At 58.3% G+C, this 14,360-nt stretch carries 12 protein-coding genes, 1 pseudogene and 1 CRISPR repeat array (1 of these 14 running past the window's edge); of the genes and pseudogenes, 2 read left to right on the top strand and 11 right to left on the bottom strand.

What is annotated here, in order from left to right; genetic code table 11:
- Positions 1-864: direct repeats of the CRISPR family, unit length 33 nt; unit sequence GTTTCAATCCGCACCCCCCTCGCGGGGGGTGAC; it reaches 642 nt to the left of the window's first position.
- Positions 865-1,061: 197 nt separating this feature from the next.
- From cas2 to cas5c, 6 genes are read right to left on the bottom strand one after another with little or no spacing between them, the layout of a single operon-like run.
- Positions 1,062-1,355, bottom strand: a complete 294-nt coding sequence (gene cas2 / locus H5P28_RS12930) for a CRISPR-associated endonuclease Cas2 (protein ID WP_185676367.1) — start codon at positions 1,353-1,355, stop codon at positions 1,062-1,064.
- Positions 1,356-1,366: 11 nt separating this feature from the next.
- A complete protein-coding gene (cas1c, locus tag H5P28_RS12925) occupies positions 1,367-2,401 on the bottom strand; it encodes a type I-C CRISPR-associated endonuclease Cas1c (protein WP_185676127.1) in 1,035 nt (344 codons plus the stop codon).
- The gene (gene cas4 / locus H5P28_RS12920) at positions 2,398-3,033 is read right to left on the bottom strand and encodes a CRISPR-associated protein Cas4 (RefSeq protein ID WP_185676126.1); all 636 of its coding nucleotides are present in this window, start codon (positions 3,031-3,033) and stop codon (positions 2,398-2,400) included. Before cas4 ends, cas1c begins: the two co-directional genes overlap by 4 nt.
- Positions 3,034-3,054: 21 nt before the next feature.
- Entirely contained in the window at positions 3,055-3,909 is an 855-nt protein-coding gene (gene cas7c, locus H5P28_RS12915) for a type I-C CRISPR-associated protein Cas7/Csd2 (protein WP_185676125.1), read from the bottom strand.
- An 11-nt stretch (positions 3,910-3,920) separates the two neighbouring features.
- The gene (gene cas8c, locus H5P28_RS12910; protein ID WP_185676124.1) at positions 3,921-5,693 is read right to left on the bottom strand and encodes a type I-C CRISPR-associated protein Cas8c/Csd1; all 1,773 of its coding nucleotides are present in this window, start codon (positions 5,691-5,693) and stop codon (positions 3,921-3,923) included.
- The gene (gene cas5c, locus H5P28_RS12905) at positions 5,690-6,415 is read right to left on the bottom strand and encodes a type I-C CRISPR-associated protein Cas5c (RefSeq protein WP_185676123.1); all 726 of its coding nucleotides are present in this window, start codon (positions 6,413-6,415) and stop codon (positions 5,690-5,692) included. The genes cas8c and cas5c overlap by 4 nt, the downstream gene beginning before the upstream one ends.
- 112 nt (positions 6,416-6,527) lie before the next feature.
- On the opposite strand from cas5c, the gene H5P28_RS12900 reads away from it, so the two are divergent.
- Complete coding sequence (locus tag H5P28_RS12900; RefSeq protein WP_185676122.1) at positions 6,528-6,716, top strand: hypothetical protein; 189 nt, start codon at positions 6,528-6,530, stop codon at positions 6,714-6,716.
- A 75-nt stretch (positions 6,717-6,791) separates the two neighbouring features.
- Here H5P28_RS12900 and H5P28_RS12895 read toward each other — a convergent pair whose 3' ends face one another.
- The 3 genes and pseudogenes from H5P28_RS12895 to H5P28_RS12890 form a co-directional block, all read right to left on the bottom strand.
- On the bottom strand, positions 6,792-8,519 hold the full coding sequence (locus H5P28_RS12895) for a CRISPR-associated helicase/endonuclease Cas3 (RefSeq protein WP_246456189.1): 1,728 nt from the start codon (positions 8,517-8,519) through the stop codon (positions 6,792-6,794).
- A gap of 18 nt (positions 8,520-8,537) precedes the next feature.
- Positions 8,538-9,077, bottom strand: a pseudogene (locus tag H5P28_RS20130) (CRISPR-associated endonuclease Cas3''); the annotation flags it as partial.
- A gap of 867 nt (positions 9,078-9,944) precedes the next feature.
- Positions 9,945-11,327 (bottom strand): sulfatase family protein, encoded by a 1,383-nt coding sequence (locus H5P28_RS12890; protein ID WP_185676120.1) that lies wholly within the window; start codon positions 11,325-11,327, stop codon positions 9,945-9,947.
- 134 nt (positions 11,328-11,461) lie between these two features.
- Between H5P28_RS12890 and H5P28_RS12885 the strand changes: the two genes are divergently transcribed.
- Complete coding sequence (locus tag H5P28_RS12885) at positions 11,462-12,097, top strand: acetylxylan esterase (RefSeq protein ID WP_281398234.1); 636 nt, start codon at positions 11,462-11,464, stop codon at positions 12,095-12,097.
- Positions 12,098-12,133: 36 nt separating this feature from the next.
- Here the strand turns inward: H5P28_RS12885 and H5P28_RS12880 are convergent, their stop codons facing one another.
- Both H5P28_RS12880 and uxaC read right to left on the bottom strand, forming a co-directional pair.
- The gene (locus H5P28_RS12880; RefSeq protein ID WP_185676118.1) at positions 12,134-12,835 is read right to left on the bottom strand and encodes a thioredoxin-like domain-containing protein; all 702 of its coding nucleotides are present in this window, start codon (positions 12,833-12,835) and stop codon (positions 12,134-12,136) included.
- Between the two features lie 19 nt (positions 12,836-12,854).
- Positions 12,855-14,270 (bottom strand): glucuronate isomerase, encoded by a 1,416-nt coding sequence (uxaC, locus tag H5P28_RS12875; RefSeq protein WP_185676117.1) that lies wholly within the window; start codon positions 14,268-14,270, stop codon positions 12,855-12,857.
- Between the last annotated feature and the right edge of the window lie 90 nt (positions 14,271-14,360).

The raw sequence follows: 14,360 nt of genomic DNA, 5'->3' as shown, positions 1-14,360 counted from the left end.
ATGACGGGCGCTCGGTGACGCGCTCGTTTGTTTCAATCCGCACCCCCCTCGCGGGGGGTGACGCCCTCGCCTCCTCGATCGCTTCCAGCGCCGCCGGTTTCAATCCGCACCCCCCTCGCGGGGGGTGACTCGGTGATCTCGTCGTGCTGCTTGTTGCTGGTGCGTTTCAATCCGCACCCCCCTCGCGGGGGGTGACAGGGGGTCAGGTCGGTCGGCTTTTCGTCAAGCAGTTTCAATCCGCACCCCCCTCGCGGGGGGTGACATTTTATGCGGCAAATCGTACACACACCCTGTCGTTTCAATCCGCACCCCCCTCGCGGGGGGTGACCGGGCGGCAGCCGCGGCACGTGCCCAGGGACGAGTTTCAATCCGCACCCCCCTCGCGGGGGGTGACCCCTCGGTGAGTTCAGCCGAGGCCCCCAGCGCGAGTTTCAATCCGCACCCCCCTCGCGGGGGGTGACGCCAACGATCACAGCATGAAGCTCACGATCAGCGAGTTTCAATCCGCACCCCCCTCGCGGGGGGTGACACGGCGGCCCTGAGCTTGCGAGCCGTGCGTGTGGTTTCAATCCGCACCCCCCTCGCGGGGGGTGACTCGGCTGAACTGAGGAGGGCATGACGATGGTGATCGTTTCAATCCGCACCCCCCTCGCGGGGGGTGACGCATCGCCCCGAGTAACCAGCGCTGGAGCCGGCTGTTTCAATCCGCACCCCCCTCGCGGGGGGTGACTTGGCGACGCGCAAGTGTAACTCGGAGGTGCTGGTTTCAATCCGCACCCCCCTCGCGGGGGGTGACGTATGCAGCCCATACACCATCAGACAAAGCGCACGGTTTCAATCCGCACCCCCCTCGCGGGGGGTGACCGTACATAAGCCAAGTTATGGATATAGAGCGGGTTATGGGCAAGAAAACGCGAACCTATCGTTCACTTAGTTCGCTCAGGATGAAAAATCAATAGACACAACTGTCAAAGAACGCGTGGCCAAGCGCTTGCGACAATCGCGAACCTCACGGGAAAACACAGTGAACTTCAGGTTCGCGCACCGTTATGCGCTATAGATCACTCGACCAAAAGAAGCCCTTCGATGTCGTAGCCAGTATTTTTACCGTACTGCTCGACACGATGCTTCCAGTTTCTTCCCAAGTGATAGAACCTCAACGAGTCTGTTTGGGAATTTATGATAGTAAGGAGACTTTGCTTGAATGCAACATAGTGCGCTGGCTCGACTTTACATTCGAAAACCGAATTCTGCACGCGTTGACCGTAATCCTGGCAGACTTTCGCCACTCTGCGCAAGCGACGCTGACCAGCGGGTGTCGAGGTGGAAACATCGTAGGCTACGAGAAGATACATAAGGCAGTCGATCAACGAGTGAGAAAAGCGGGATAGCCGTCGAGATCACCCCGCAGATGTCGGGCCAGCAGGCGAGCCTGTATATGCGGCAAGAGCCCGTAACTGATGCGCTCGTCGAGCAGAGGATGCAGGATCTCAGTCTGCTTACGCTCTTGCCAGGCGGCAAAGACAGTCTTGCGCCCATCGGGTTTGAGGTAAACCCCACCGTTCTCCCGTGTCTCAAAATCTTTGTGACCGAGTTGGCGGCGATTGAGCAGTGTGAGGGCAACCCGGTCAGCAATAGGTGCCCTTAACTCCTCCATCAGATCAAGAGCCAAGCTCTGACGGCCAGGACGATCACGGTGAAGGAACCCGCATTGCGGATCTAGTCCGCATCCCTCCAACGCACTACGACAGTCATGCATCAGCAGCGTGTAGCAGAAGGACAAGAGCGCGTTAACCGGATCGATCGGGGGGCGGCGCTGACGGGCATCCAGCACGAACTCGTTGTTGGTTAGCAGATCCGAAAACGCTCCAAAATAAAAAGTCGCCGCGTCACCCTCGACTCCGCGCAGGCTGTCGAGATTATCTGCGGCCTGCGCAAAACGCACACGGTGGGTAAGCTGTTCGGCAGCGGCAGACAAACGTGCGGCTTTCTCCTCATCTCGCGAACCGTGATCGCGCACAACTCGCAAGATGACCTGCCGGGCGTTGGCAATTTTGGCCGCCACCATGTTGCGAGCGATCGCCAGTGAGAGCGATTCATCCTCGCTGGCGCGATACTGAGCCCGGCGCAGGAGGATATTACCAGAGGTAAACCCGCGCGTCGCGGCCTGGAACTTACCACTGGGTGTGTGAAAGGAGACGGTCACATCGGCCTCCGCGCAAGCTGCCAGCAAGGCGGCACTAGCCGTACAATCCCAGGCAAAGCAGCAGATCCCATCCAAGTTGTGAAGAGGCACCCGCAGACGGGGCTTGCCCTCCTGGCGCACCTCGACAGCAGCACCGTCCCGGTGCAGATAGGTTCCCTCCTGGGTGACAAACAGCGTGTTCAAATGCGTTTTCATTCCATCAATGATTTGTCCAGACTTCTCAGGAACCATCGGTCCACCCCTTGCCTGAGCCGCAGGGAGCGTGGCTGACAAAGTTCGATCAGCGAACAGCGGTCACAGAGTCGAGACGAATACTCCCCGGGTGGAGTAAGGCCGGATGCAATCATACTCCGCGTCTTTTCAGCCGTCTCCAGCGTCAGAGCCCGAAGCTCAGCCCCCAGGGGCACGACGGTGCGCCGCTTGAGTTTTCCATAGTAGAGGTGACCTTCGTCGATGAAGCCTTCTCCCCGGCCAAAGGTTTCTTCCAGGCAGATAGCCTGACCGCAGAGCTGGATCTCATCGGCGCGGTGTCCTTTGGGACGCCCACGCTTATACTCCACCGGGATAATCGTCCCTGCCTGATGGATTTCCACAACATCGCAGACGCCATGAAGCTCATAGCGGACGGAGCGCACCTCCAGCCCGCGCACGATGCGTACTCCGGGCCGGGACTCACCCTGCCCGGAGTGTGCCTTCTCATGCATGACCTTTCCCTCGGCTGTGCCGGTGTTCTCGCTCCACTCGCGTTCGACATGGATCAACGCGCACTGCCGCGGGCAGTACAGGTAGTGCTGCAAGGCCGAAAGGGGCACAGACTGCGAAGCCATCCGCATGAGGTGCTTCTCCTGCTACCAACTCCAGATACGACGGTGCAAGGTAATGCCCGTGGGGATCGCTGCCTCGTCGATCCGCGCCTCGTAATCCCGACAACTGCGGGCGACCTCGACGCCGTCTTTGCGCTGGACCTGCACCGCGTCAAAGAGTCGGTGCGAGGGAGCCTTGCCAAGTTGGTTGTCATGTTCAAAAACCAGCAGACCGCGCGGATTCATGCTGCCTGCCGGGCGGGCCGCCGACTGGTCAAACTGGAAGGCGTTCTCCAAGGCTTGGAACAACAGTTCGCGGTCCTCCTCACCAAATCCCGTCTGCGCGGCCAGAAACGGATTTATAAACCCATGACAACGGTACAGGCCGTAGGGGACGGTGAATTTGCGGCCGATCGTACGCTCCTTTTCGATGTCCTTTTCGTTCGTCACCGAGGTGCGAGTGATGGCGTGTTCGCTCGTCACAATCGGGTCGAGTGAACGAGCGAACGAAAGCTGCACCGGGCCACGCACCTGCCCACAGTTAACCTCGGTGGACATGACCGCCCCAAAGGTGCGTACATCGTAGTAGTTGCGGCACATCCACTCGCGCGCCTCGTCTTTCTTCCCCCCCTTGGGAGCCTTGGCGTCTTTAGTATCAATGCCGACAGCGGCATGAGCATCCTTGTGCTGGTTGTTGTGGACGGCACCCTCGACGAAGTAAATCCGCTCCGGCGTCGCCTGAGCAACGAAGTTGCGGATCTTGCGCTTGAGGCAAACGTCGGTGACGAGGCCCTGGCCGGTCTCCACATCAATACGGGGCAGGTTCCCGGCATCGGGGTCGCCGTTGGGGTTAGCGTCCTGGCAGTCGAAGAGGTAGATGAAGTCGTATCGTTTATCCATAGTTTTAATAATTAAAGGGTGGCGGGTTCGGAGGTTTCGGGCTCGGCATTTTTAGCCTTGGCCGTGAAAAGGGACTTGCGCTGGTGGTAGTAGCCGATGGCGAAAATACCCTGCTCTTGCAGGTTGAGCTGCCTCGGAAAGCCGCCGCTGCTGATCGCTTCCATGATGTCCTGCAAGAGGCGCTCACGGTTCACCTTCGCCCCGCCTAGAAGCTTCCCCAGGTGATGCTGGTAGGTGCGCAGGAGCCGGGGAAACACACTGGCCGGGGTGGCCGAGGCCGCGCTGTAGAAGCGGTCCCGAATAGTGGCGTTAAGGCCGGGAAGCGCATCGAGCTGAGTTTTCTCCAGCACGGCGAACAAGCGTCCGAGCAGGTAGGCGGGGTCAGTATTGTCGGTATCGAGCATGGTTTTGAGTTTGAATGAGTAGTTGCGAACGAGAACGGCCTTCAAGGTGGCCGCCCGCAGGTAATTGATGGTCCGGTCGGCCTGTATCCGTCGCAGGATAGCCGCGTAGAGCCCGACCGGGTACGGGCTGCCGGTAATGACAGCACGCATAAGCGCGCCACCCAAGAGCGGAGCCGGGTCGTCTCCCCGGCGCACCGTCTCGCGCAGCAACGCCCACAGAGGGGGGAACTCCGGGTCGGCAAAACGTTTGCCCACGGGCTGTTCGAACTCCCGCACGATCTGCATGCAGGCATGGTGCTCGCGGAGCCGCTCCAGCGTGTCACCAACCGTCGAGTTGTAAAAGAAACGCACCGAAAGACGGGCTGCATTGGGCGCGAGTCCAAGCAGGAAAAACGGTGTTCCGGCCTCGACATCGTCCAGGTCGGCATAGCGCCCACCCGATGTCACAGCCTTGAGCAGGCGCTTGAGCTGATCCAGTTTGTCCGGATCCTGAGCTTCCTCTACCGCGAAGGAGCCACTGCCCAGAAGCTCCGCAAAAACATCCTCGACCGGGCACTTTTTCTCCGTCCAGAACACGCAAGAGGTGTCACCGATGCGCAGTCGATGACGTGAGGCCATCGGCCCGCTCAGTAAGGCATTCAGGGCCGTGCCGTAACAAAAGGCCGCCTCCTCCCCCACCGGGCTGTTGTAGCTCTGCTCCTTACCGTAGGACTCGTAGGCGGTGGCGTTAAAGGACACTATCGAAGCGCCCGCAGACTGCGCCCCGACCACGCCCTTGATCTTCGGGTGCAGGCGGGCGATCTCGACCTGCTGCTCCCCCGTAATCAGGCACTGACCCAACACCGCTGCCGACGACGCTTCCCCGGCGGTCTGGGTCTTATTCCACCAGGCACGCACCACCGGGTCATCGTGGACATACCCGCGCTCACCCTGTATCTGGAAAACGCCAAAGCCTGTGCCAGCCTCTTCAAGCAGCGGGTACTCGCTCAAGCGTTCGGGGTTCCAAGCTTCGAGAAAGCGACACACCGCGCTGAAGGCAGGCGAACCAATCTCCTGCTCCACGGCCAGGTGCCGGGCGCGAAAGGCCTCGAAACGATCCTGCCCGAACCCGTCTTTCTTATCCTCAGGCTGACGGCCAAGCAGGTAGGTCTGGTTATCCCACAAAAAGCAGGGATTAATACCCGAGCCGGGCGGCTTGCCCTCTCCGAGCACAAGCGTCTGCACCTTGGGGTCCACGCTCTGGGGCTCCAGCAGCGAGCCGTCCGGCTTCAACACGAGCTTGAAGCTGACTTTCTGCGAGGAAAAGCCCCGAAGTGGCAGGCCGTACTCGGGGTCGTCGGCCAGGCGTTCGTAGAGTTTGTAGAGGGATTGCAGGATCATCGCTTGAGGGGAAAGGGTAAGGCGGGGACGCGGATGACACCGTCGCTCATCTGCGCACGGAAAAAGTGCGGCGTGGTGGACTTGACCTTCTTGGTGGCTCGGTCCTGCGAGAACTCGATGTCGTGGAGCATGTAGCCGAGGTCTTTCTCCCCGAGGAGCGCGCTGTCCGGGGTCGGCAGCGCTGCCTCGTCCTCGATCAGCTCAAAATCCACCGGAAACTCACGGCAGCCGAAGTAGGGCTGATGAAAGACCTGACCACTCCGGGCCCGGCGTTTGAACATCTCCAGGTGCTTGCCAGCCGCCTCATTTTCGGCCACCGGATCGCTGCCCTTCTCCAGCCGTTGGTCAAGTACCACTACGTGCGCCCGAATCACATAGGCCACGTCCTTGAGCACCATCGAGGCGCGTTGCTGGCGGTTCTCGTCCACCGCCATGTGCGGCACGATCTCCGGGTTCTTCATGGCGGCGTTGACCCCCGCCGCCCCCTTGACGGATATCTTCGAAGCCACCTCGTTGCGGCGGATGTTGGTGAAGCGCACGGGCTTGAGCACGGTAATCTCGTCGATCACCCAGCGGATCTGGGGCTTCCAGTAGATCGCCTCCAGCACCCCACGGGCAGCAGAGGGGGTAATCACGTCGTAGGACACGCGCTCCACCTTCATCTCAGGCCGGGAGAACAACGCGTAGTTGCCGGATATTTTCAGGGTTATGCCAAAATTCATTTTGTTCTCGTATCAATCTTTTAAATATTCCTGTTATAGTAAATGCTTGATGATAAATTCGCTCTTAACCAAAGCATATTTATCTGTTCCTGTTCTATTATATGCTTGAAAAATGGACGACCCTAAAAAAGAGATTCTAAAGTTACTTCCCCCGAAAGTACGCTTTTGCGCATTAGCGCTTATGATGTCCTTTTCATTGATCGGGGCCGGATTTTGGGTAGAAAATGAACAAATCATATTTATCGCCTCAATGCTTTTATTCGGATCGCTCATTGCTGGTGTTTTATTGTCGCGCGAATAATCGTGCGCGGATTGAAACCTGTTATAGGAAATGCTAGTATCCATGCTCCCCTCGGGCAAAGCCCGAGGGGAGCTTTTAATATATCAATAGTCTCTCGCTCGCCGTTTCATCCAGGCACAGGCCGGTCTCACAGGAATAATGGAGTTCGGGAGAAATCAGCACGTGAAACTCATCATCACGCAGATGCTCGAAACAGTGCCAGTTCGCGTTCAGCTCGGCGGGTCGGATCTGCACTGTGTAGCGTTGAAGCGCGCGCAGGAGACGACGGCTGAGCGGGATGTGCTCGTTGCGCAGCTCGGCGACGAGCGCCTCAGCCTTTTCGCCGTGTTCGATGATGACGGACACCTGCCCGTCGTCGATCAGCCGGAAGTTTTCCCCAATCGTGCGGAAGTTAAAGTGAAAGGGCAGCTCGGGCTTGTCGCGGCACAGCCGGAGATTTTCCGGGGCGAGAATATTGCGAGAATCCCAACGGTTTTTCTGCTGATAGTAATAAAGATCGAAATAGTGGCGGATGGCATCCTCTCCGAGCAGGTCTTCGTGCAGACCAAGCAATTGGCTGGTGACCTGGGCCGTTTCCCGAAAATACCGTTCCGCTGCCTGATCCTGGGGACGAAAGACAAAGACCTTTCCCAGTGTATCGAGTTTACCATTACGGTTGCAGCGACCCGCCGCCTGGGCAATAGAGTCCAGCCCGGCCAAAGCACGGTAAACAACGGGAAAGTCTACGTCCACCCCCGCCTCAATCAACTGGGTAGAGATCAAGCGCACTGGCAAACCACGCTCCAACCGGGCACGCACGCGTTTGAGAATCTGCGTGCGATGTTCGGGGCACATCAAGGCCGAGAGGTGAAAGTGCGCCTCGTCCGCCTCCAAGAGCCGGAATAGCTCCTGCGCGTGCCGACGGCGATTGACAATACACAGTACCTGCCTGTGTGAACAAAGGCGTTGGGTCAGTTCGGCATCGTCCAACTCTCCAAGCTCTTGAATCTCCACCCGCTTGAGCGCCGCAAACAGCTTACATGTATCGGAGATAATCTCCCTGCACCCCCTCAGTCCGATCGGGAATGCCGCCGCGTCATAGCGGATAGCAGGCTGCGTCGCCGTGCACAAAACGCTGGTCGTATTGTAGTGATCGCCCAGCTCCTGCAACACCCGCAGGCACGGGTGCAGGTAATCCACTGGCAGCGTCTGCGCTTCATCCAGCACGACGACTGCATTGGCGATGTTGTGCACCTTTCGCGCACGCGACGTACGGGCCGCAAAGAGTGACTCGTAAAATTGCACCGCCGTGGTGATAACCAAAGGAGCATCCCAGTTTTCCGCAGCCAGACGGGCCATAGGCGTGTCCTTGTCCGGGTCAAGCGAGCTGTGGTGCTCGATCAGGGGAGTGAAGGTATCGCTCGCCAGCGGGCGAACAATCTCGCGCAGCACCTCGGCATTCTGTTCGATGATCGAGGTGAAGGGGACGACGTAGATCACACGCAGTTGGCCATTGGCAAGCGCGTGACGTAGCGCAAACAACAGCGAAGAGAGAGTCTTGCCTCCGCCGGTCGGGACCGTGAGCGTATAAATACCCGTCGGTCCCACCGCCGCGCGCGCACAGTCTGCCACCACTTCAGCGCGCATAGCGTTGACAACGTCGCCGGGTACCGGAGACGGGAACCCCGCGATCCTGGCCGTGACAAGCTGCTCAATCTTGTTTAGGACACCCGCCTGAACAGCGTTACGCTGCTCATGAAGGCCGGGGGACATAAACGATTCCGTGGCCAGGAAATCCGCATCGACCAGACAGGAAAATAGCATTCGTGCATAAAAGCCTGCACTGAACGCATCCTCCCTCTCTCGCAGAGCATTGAGTAGAAACGGTGGCAATAACGGCACCGGCATCCGCAATAGCTCAAGAGGTATATCCGACTCCCGAAAAGAAAGCCCACGATGCAGACGCTCCCGCAAGCAAGCTGGTGTGCCCTCCGCGTCGGGCAAGCCTGCGTGGTGCCCGGCAATCCCGTATGCCAGCAGATGACCCAGCAGGCTCTGCGCCCGCACAGCCTGCTGCGCGCCCGCCGTTGAGTGATCCACTGATCCGGATTCCCCTTCAGCCTTCCGGCGCAAATATGCCTGCCACTCGGGCGCAAACTTTCCCAGGTCATGCCACCAGCCAGCGAGTTCTCCCCAATCACGGGCGCATTGGGCCTCCTGACTTCCTTTCCGGAAGAGAGTCTCGGCATTGAGCCCGGCGAGATGAGCAACTTTGTTCAAGTGCCCGTGTTGCGGATCGAGTTTACAACAAAAGGGGCAACCTCGATCCAAGCCTGACAGGCATTGAAACGTCAGCAACGGCTCCCACTCATCAGACGACATCAGGCGACCATCCGGACCTGTCCGGGTATGAGCATAGGGCGAATGAGATAGAGAGGACATGCAACCGACTTGCAATCACATAATAATATTAAGATTGGTCATTCAAGAACAAATGCGAAACTTAATTGAAAGCCTGATCTCGCCGCCGGGGTCAGGATGAGCATTTTCTCAAGCCCCCTACCTCGGCGAGAGAATTCACTAAACGAGGTACACGGGTCCCACACGGAACCACTCGGAAATATGGACGGTAAAAAAGTGATCCCAACCCCCACGCCGAGGAGTTTAGTCCCGTTCAACAGGTACGCCGAAGGCGAATAGAAACCACGCTCAATCGGCCCAAACGGGCACTGAGAGAAAGCCCCGCCAGCCATCGGATTTCGTTAGTGAATGAGGAACAAGCCGTTGCCTTGTCGTTTGTGTCGGAACTGGGTCTTCACCCAAGATAGGGACACGCAAACCCGGTGTTTCGGTAGAAGTTCATCTATTAAACTGCTCACTCAGCCACACATGGCTTCGAAAACGAACACCACAATGGGACATCCGCCCCGAAAGATTTCCGCCGGACGTTCCGGACGCATATCTTGCAATTCCCTTCTGGTTAGGAACAATAAGAACCTTCAGACTAAAAACTGGCGTTGCTCCTCAGGCAAAGAATACACGATTTGCCAATTATTTGCCCCAAAACAAGCATTTATATGCACTTCCACGCATCTGACGTCCGCCTCCCCCTCTCGTAAGCTGCTGGTAACTAATAAAAAGTGAAATCACAGCACGGAGTTGGAAATAGTGAGAATCGATTTCAGAAAACAAATCCTGGTATCAATATAGACGCTATATCAGTAACTCACTAATACTTGTAATAAGAGTTTACGTAATGGCGGGTATCGTCTCAGGTTCACCAAAATACCGCTGGCTCTTGTTCCATTCGTCAAGCAGGCCATTTTCCTTGAGTAGGTTAGGCCAAGGGATCAGGGCATCATACTCGTCAGCGAAGGCTTTGACTCGGGCTTGCAGAGCACTCAAAATATCCGCGTATGCACGATCCGCGACGAGATTGTTGCGCTGGGCAGGGTCGGCCAAGTTATCGAAAAACAGTGCTGGCTCGCCATTATCACTACACGCGTAAGTGTAACGCCGAGTACGCACGGCTCGCCAGGCACCCGTACCACGCCTGGCCGACTGATGGCACGGCACCAGATCAAAGAGGTAACACTCATCCAGCCCCGTAGCTGAGTTATCGGAAAAAATGCTCGAAAGATCCCGGCCATCAGCCCCATCAAGCTCGACACCGGCCAGAGACAGTACTGTAACGGGAAGGTCCGTGGTTCCAATCATGGCCGAAGTGCGGGCGCCGGGTTGAATCCCCGGACCGCGAACGATCAGCGGCACGCGCACAGACTCCTCATAGGGTAGTTGCTTGTTGGTATAGCCGTTACTGCCGAGTTGATCACCGTGGTCACTCGTATAGACAACGATTGTGTTCTCAAGCTGGCCACTCTCCTCCAAGGTTTTGACCAGACGCCCGAACTGTTCATCCAGCGCGGTAATGTGCGCATAATATCCCTTCAAATTGCGACGAGCCTCCTCCCTCGTCCATCGATGTCCGAGACTGTGGACAATCGTATCAGGAACATTTGGACGCAGGCTGAGCGTTTGCTCGTCGTAGCGGGCCAGGTACTTTTCCGGGACGGCAAAGTACGGGTCGTGCGGCGGCCCCCAGGAAAGCCAGAGAGCCCAGGGCTGGTCTTCGTCCTTGTTTCGCCTGATAAAGTCAACCGCCAGCGTGGTGTAGGTTTCGGCGTCGTAACCATTGATCTCATGCCGTCGGTTTTTCTCATCGTAGTAGTAGGAGTTCAGATAGTCGTGACTACAGTTGCACACCTTCCACTCCGTAAATCCAAGACGCCGTTCCTGCTCAATCGCCTGGTCCCGGGGAATACCGCCCAAGTGCCATTTCCCCATGTAGCCAGTATGATATCCCTTCCCGTTGAGAGCATGAGCAACACTGTTGGCCGAAGGATCAATCGGCAGGTCGTTCGAAACAGCCCTGTGCTTCATTGGGTAGAGGCCGGTCAACAGAGAGCCACGAGCGGGCACACATAGCGGGCAGTTCGATAGACAAGCTTCCACCGTTGTTCCGCTCCGCGCAAACTCATCAAGATAAGGTGACTGTACTTCCTTGTTACCGTAGCACCCCAGATCCGACCAGCGATGTTGATCCGAGAAAACAAATAAAATATTCGGCCGCATAAGGCATAAAATATACAATTTCAGATCGCGGCTACAAATATAAAGCTGAACACCTTTTAGGGACTGTCAGGTAAACGGAAAAGATGGTCAGCCCTTCGACGTTTTCGCGCCGTGGGCACCGGATATGACAGTGCCTGCCCATCTACGAGCCTCAGTCGTTCTATGATGAACTCAAGGAAGGCGCGCTCAAAGACTACCCCAAGATCGGCAACGACGACCGGGAGACCAGCTACTTTCTGCGCATGTACCTGAGCTGCACCCAGGCTGTCCGATACCTCAAGGACCGTCCGGACTGGGACGGTAAGACGCTCGTCGTTCGTGGCACCAGCCAGGGCGGTATGCAAACGCTCGTCACCGCCGCCCTGTGCAATGACCTCGTCACCGCAGCCTGCGCGAAAGTCCCCGCTGGCTGCGACCTGAACGGCCCGGTCAACCGCAACGCCCCCGGCTGGCCCCGCTCTTACTACGCCACCGGCGGCAAGGACCCCGAAAAAGTCCGCCAGACCGCGCAGTATTTTGACGTGGTCAACTTCGCCCCGGACATCCGCTGCCCCACCCTCATCGGCATGGGTCTGGCCGACGTCACCTGCCCCCCGGCTGGGATTTTCATCGCGGCCAACCAGATCGAGGGGCCGGTCGAGATCGTCACCATGCCTTCTTCCGGACACCAGGCGACGGACCTTGACCCACACAGCGCCTTCACTGAACAGGAAAGCCTCTGGCTCAAGGAAATCAAAGCCGGAGAAATTCCGCTCACAGTCGGGCAGTAACGACCATCCCCTCACCCGAACCCGGACGCAGTTGACTCACTCCGACAGCCATTCGGCGAGCTGGTTCATCACGCGAGTCGGGCCGATGTATTTGCCGTCCTGATAGCTGTCCATGAGCAGGTTTCCCTCGCGGTCAACAATCGTCAGGCAGGGAATGCCGTTGCCGGTTTTCTTTCGGGCGTCGCTGCTTTTGCGCTTGTCGTAGTCCAGCCCCGGCCAGGGCATGTCCATCACACGCATGTATTCCGCCATCGCTTCCTCGTCCTTGTCGGAGCTGATGAAGATGATTTCAAAGTCAGGGTGCTTCGCCTTCTGCTCGTTATAAAACGACACCAGTTTCGGGGTAAAGGCACGGCACGGCGGGCACCAGTGGGCCGAGTAGTACAGGGCGATGTACCGGGCCTGCGGGATATCGGAGGTGCGCTCACGCTTCAGCTTGCCTCCCTGAAGGCTGACGAGGTTCGCCTCCAGCCAGGAGGTGTAGGTGGTTGGCTTGAGTGGCTCGACCGACAGTTCACCCGCCGCGAGCTGCTCCTTGAGATAGGCCTGGTCAGCCTCGCTCAGTGAAGCCATCGGAAAGGAGTACGTACCCCCATCCGCCTTGCGGAAGGTCACCGTGTCCTCACCGACCGAGACGGCCTCGGCCTCCATCGTGCGCCCCTGACTATCAGTCCAGGTGCGAGCGTGAGCAGGGAACGCTGCCAGTGACAGCAGGAGAAAATAAATAAGACGGCGCATGACGCCGTTATTCGTAGCCTCAGCCGATCCCAAGTTCCAGCCCAAAATACTCCCGGGCATTGGAGAAGCAGATGCGCTTGATCATCCCGCCGACCAGGTCGAGGTCGTCGGGCAGTTCGCCGCGCTCCATTTCGCCGCCGACGAGGTTGCACATCACGCGGCGGAAGTACTCATGACGCGGATAGCTCAGGAAGCTGCGGGAATCCGTCAGCATACCCACAAAGCGCGAGAACAGCCCGAGGTTGCCCAGCGCGTTCATCTGCATCTCCATCGCCTCCTTCTGGTCGAGGAACCACCAGCCGCTGCCGAACTGGATCTTGCCCGGCACGGTGCCGTCCTGGAAATTTCCGATCATGGTGGCGAAGAGGTAATTGTCGGCCGGGTTGAGGTTATAGAGCACGACCTTGGGCAGGGAGCCGTCCGCGGCCAGGCGATCCAGGTAGCGCGAGAGCGCCACGCCCTGCGGATAGTCCCCGATAGAGTCGAAGCCCGTATCCGGCCCGAGACGGCGCACGGCGGAGCCGTTATTGTTGCGCATGGCTCCGAGGTGGAGCTGTTTCGTCCAGCCTTTTTCGGCGTCGAGGTGGCCGAAGTAAAACATCAACGCGGTGGCCAGCCGTTGCTCCTCTTCCGGAGTCACAGCCTGTTTGGCGCGGGCCTTGGCAAAGATGGCGGCAGCCTCCGCCTCGGAACAGAAAGCCGACGGCAGCGCGGTCAGCCCGTGGTCGGACAGTCGGCCCCCCATGCTGTGGAAGAAGTCGTGCCGTTGCTTCAGGGCCGCGAGCAGCCCGGCGTAATCACCCGTGTCGATGCTGGAGACTTCGGCCAGACGATCGCACCACACGCCGTAGGCGTCGAGATCTCCAAGCTGCATGGCCTTGTCCGGGCGGAAAGTCGGATAGATCCGCGTCGCAATGCCGGAGGCGGCGATTGCCTTGTGATGATCGAGCGTGTCAATCGGGTCGTCGGTCGTGCAGACCACGGCCACCTTGAACTTGTCCAGAATGCCCTTCGCGCTCATGTCCGGCTCTTTCAGGCGCGCATTGGCAGCTTCCCAAATGGCCGGAGCGGTCTTCTCGTTGATCGTCTCCGTGATTCCGAAATAGCGCACCAGTTCCAGGTGACTCCAGTGGTAAAGGGGGTTGCGCAGAGTGTTGGGTACGGTCTTGCACCAGGCCAGGAATTTTTCATACGGGTCCGCCGCGCCGGTGCACAGCGACTCATCCACGCCGTTGGCACGCATGGCCCGCCACTTGTAGTGGTCGCCCTCCAGCCAGATTTCAAACAAGTTGGCAAAGCGCCGGTCCGCCGCCACGTCCTGCGGAGGCAGGTGGCAATGGTAGTCGAAGATAGGCTCGTCCTTGGCGTACTCGTGGTACAGGCGGCGGGCGGCCTCGGTTTGCAGCAGGAAATCGTCGTGGATGAAGGGCTTCATGGGCGTGGGCGGGTTAGGTGATGGATGAAATAAAAATGGGACACGAAGGGCACGAAGGAGACACGAAGATCACAAAGCATATGTATCGAT

Source organism: Ruficoccus amylovorans, assembly GCF_014230085.1.
In the GTDB taxonomy this organism is placed as follows: Bacteria; Verrucomicrobiota; Verrucomicrobiia; order Opitutales; family Cerasicoccaceae; genus Ruficoccus; species Ruficoccus amylovorans.
This window is presented reverse-complemented; position numbering and strand designations above follow the sequence as displayed.

Bases quoted from the DNA above. Each gene is read 5' to 3' on its own strand.
- cas4 (WP_185676126.1), bottom strand. From the start codon at position 3,033: ATGGCTTCGCAGTCTGTGCCCCTTTCGGCCTTGCAGCACTACCTGTAC.
- H5P28_RS12890 (WP_185676120.1), bottom strand. From the start codon at position 11,327: ATGCGGCCGAATATTTTATTTGTTTTCTCGGATCAACATCGCTGGTCG.
- cas7c (WP_185676125.1), bottom strand. From the start codon at position 3,909: ATGGATAAACGATACGACTTCATCTACCTCTTCGACTGCCAGGACGCT.
- cas5c (WP_185676123.1), bottom strand. From the start codon at position 6,415: ATGAATTTTGGCATAACCCTGAAAATATCCGGCAACTACGCGTTGTTC.
- H5P28_RS12880 (WP_185676118.1), bottom strand. From the start codon at position 12,835: ATGCGCCGTCTTATTTATTTTCTCCTGCTGTCACTGGCAGCGTTCCCT.
- H5P28_RS12895 (WP_246456189.1), bottom strand. From the start codon at position 8,519: ATGCTATTTTCCTGTCTGGTCGATGCGGATTTCCTGGCCACGGAATCG.
- cas8c (WP_185676124.1), bottom strand. From the start codon at position 5,693: ATGATCCTGCAATCCCTCTACAAACTCTACGAACGCCTGGCCGACGAC.
- cas1c (WP_185676127.1), bottom strand. From the start codon at position 2,401: ATGAAAACGCATTTGAACACGCTGTTTGTCACCCAGGAGGGAACCTAT.
- uxaC (WP_185676117.1), bottom strand. From the start codon at position 14,270: ATGAAGCCCTTCATCCACGACGATTTCCTGCTGCAAACCGAGGCCGCC.
- cas2 (WP_185676367.1), bottom strand. From the start codon at position 1,355: ATGTATCTTCTCGTAGCCTACGATGTTTCCACCTCGACACCCGCTGGT.
- H5P28_RS12900 (WP_185676122.1), top strand. From the start codon at position 6,528: ATGGACGACCCTAAAAAAGAGATTCTAAAGTTACTTCCCCCGAAAGTA.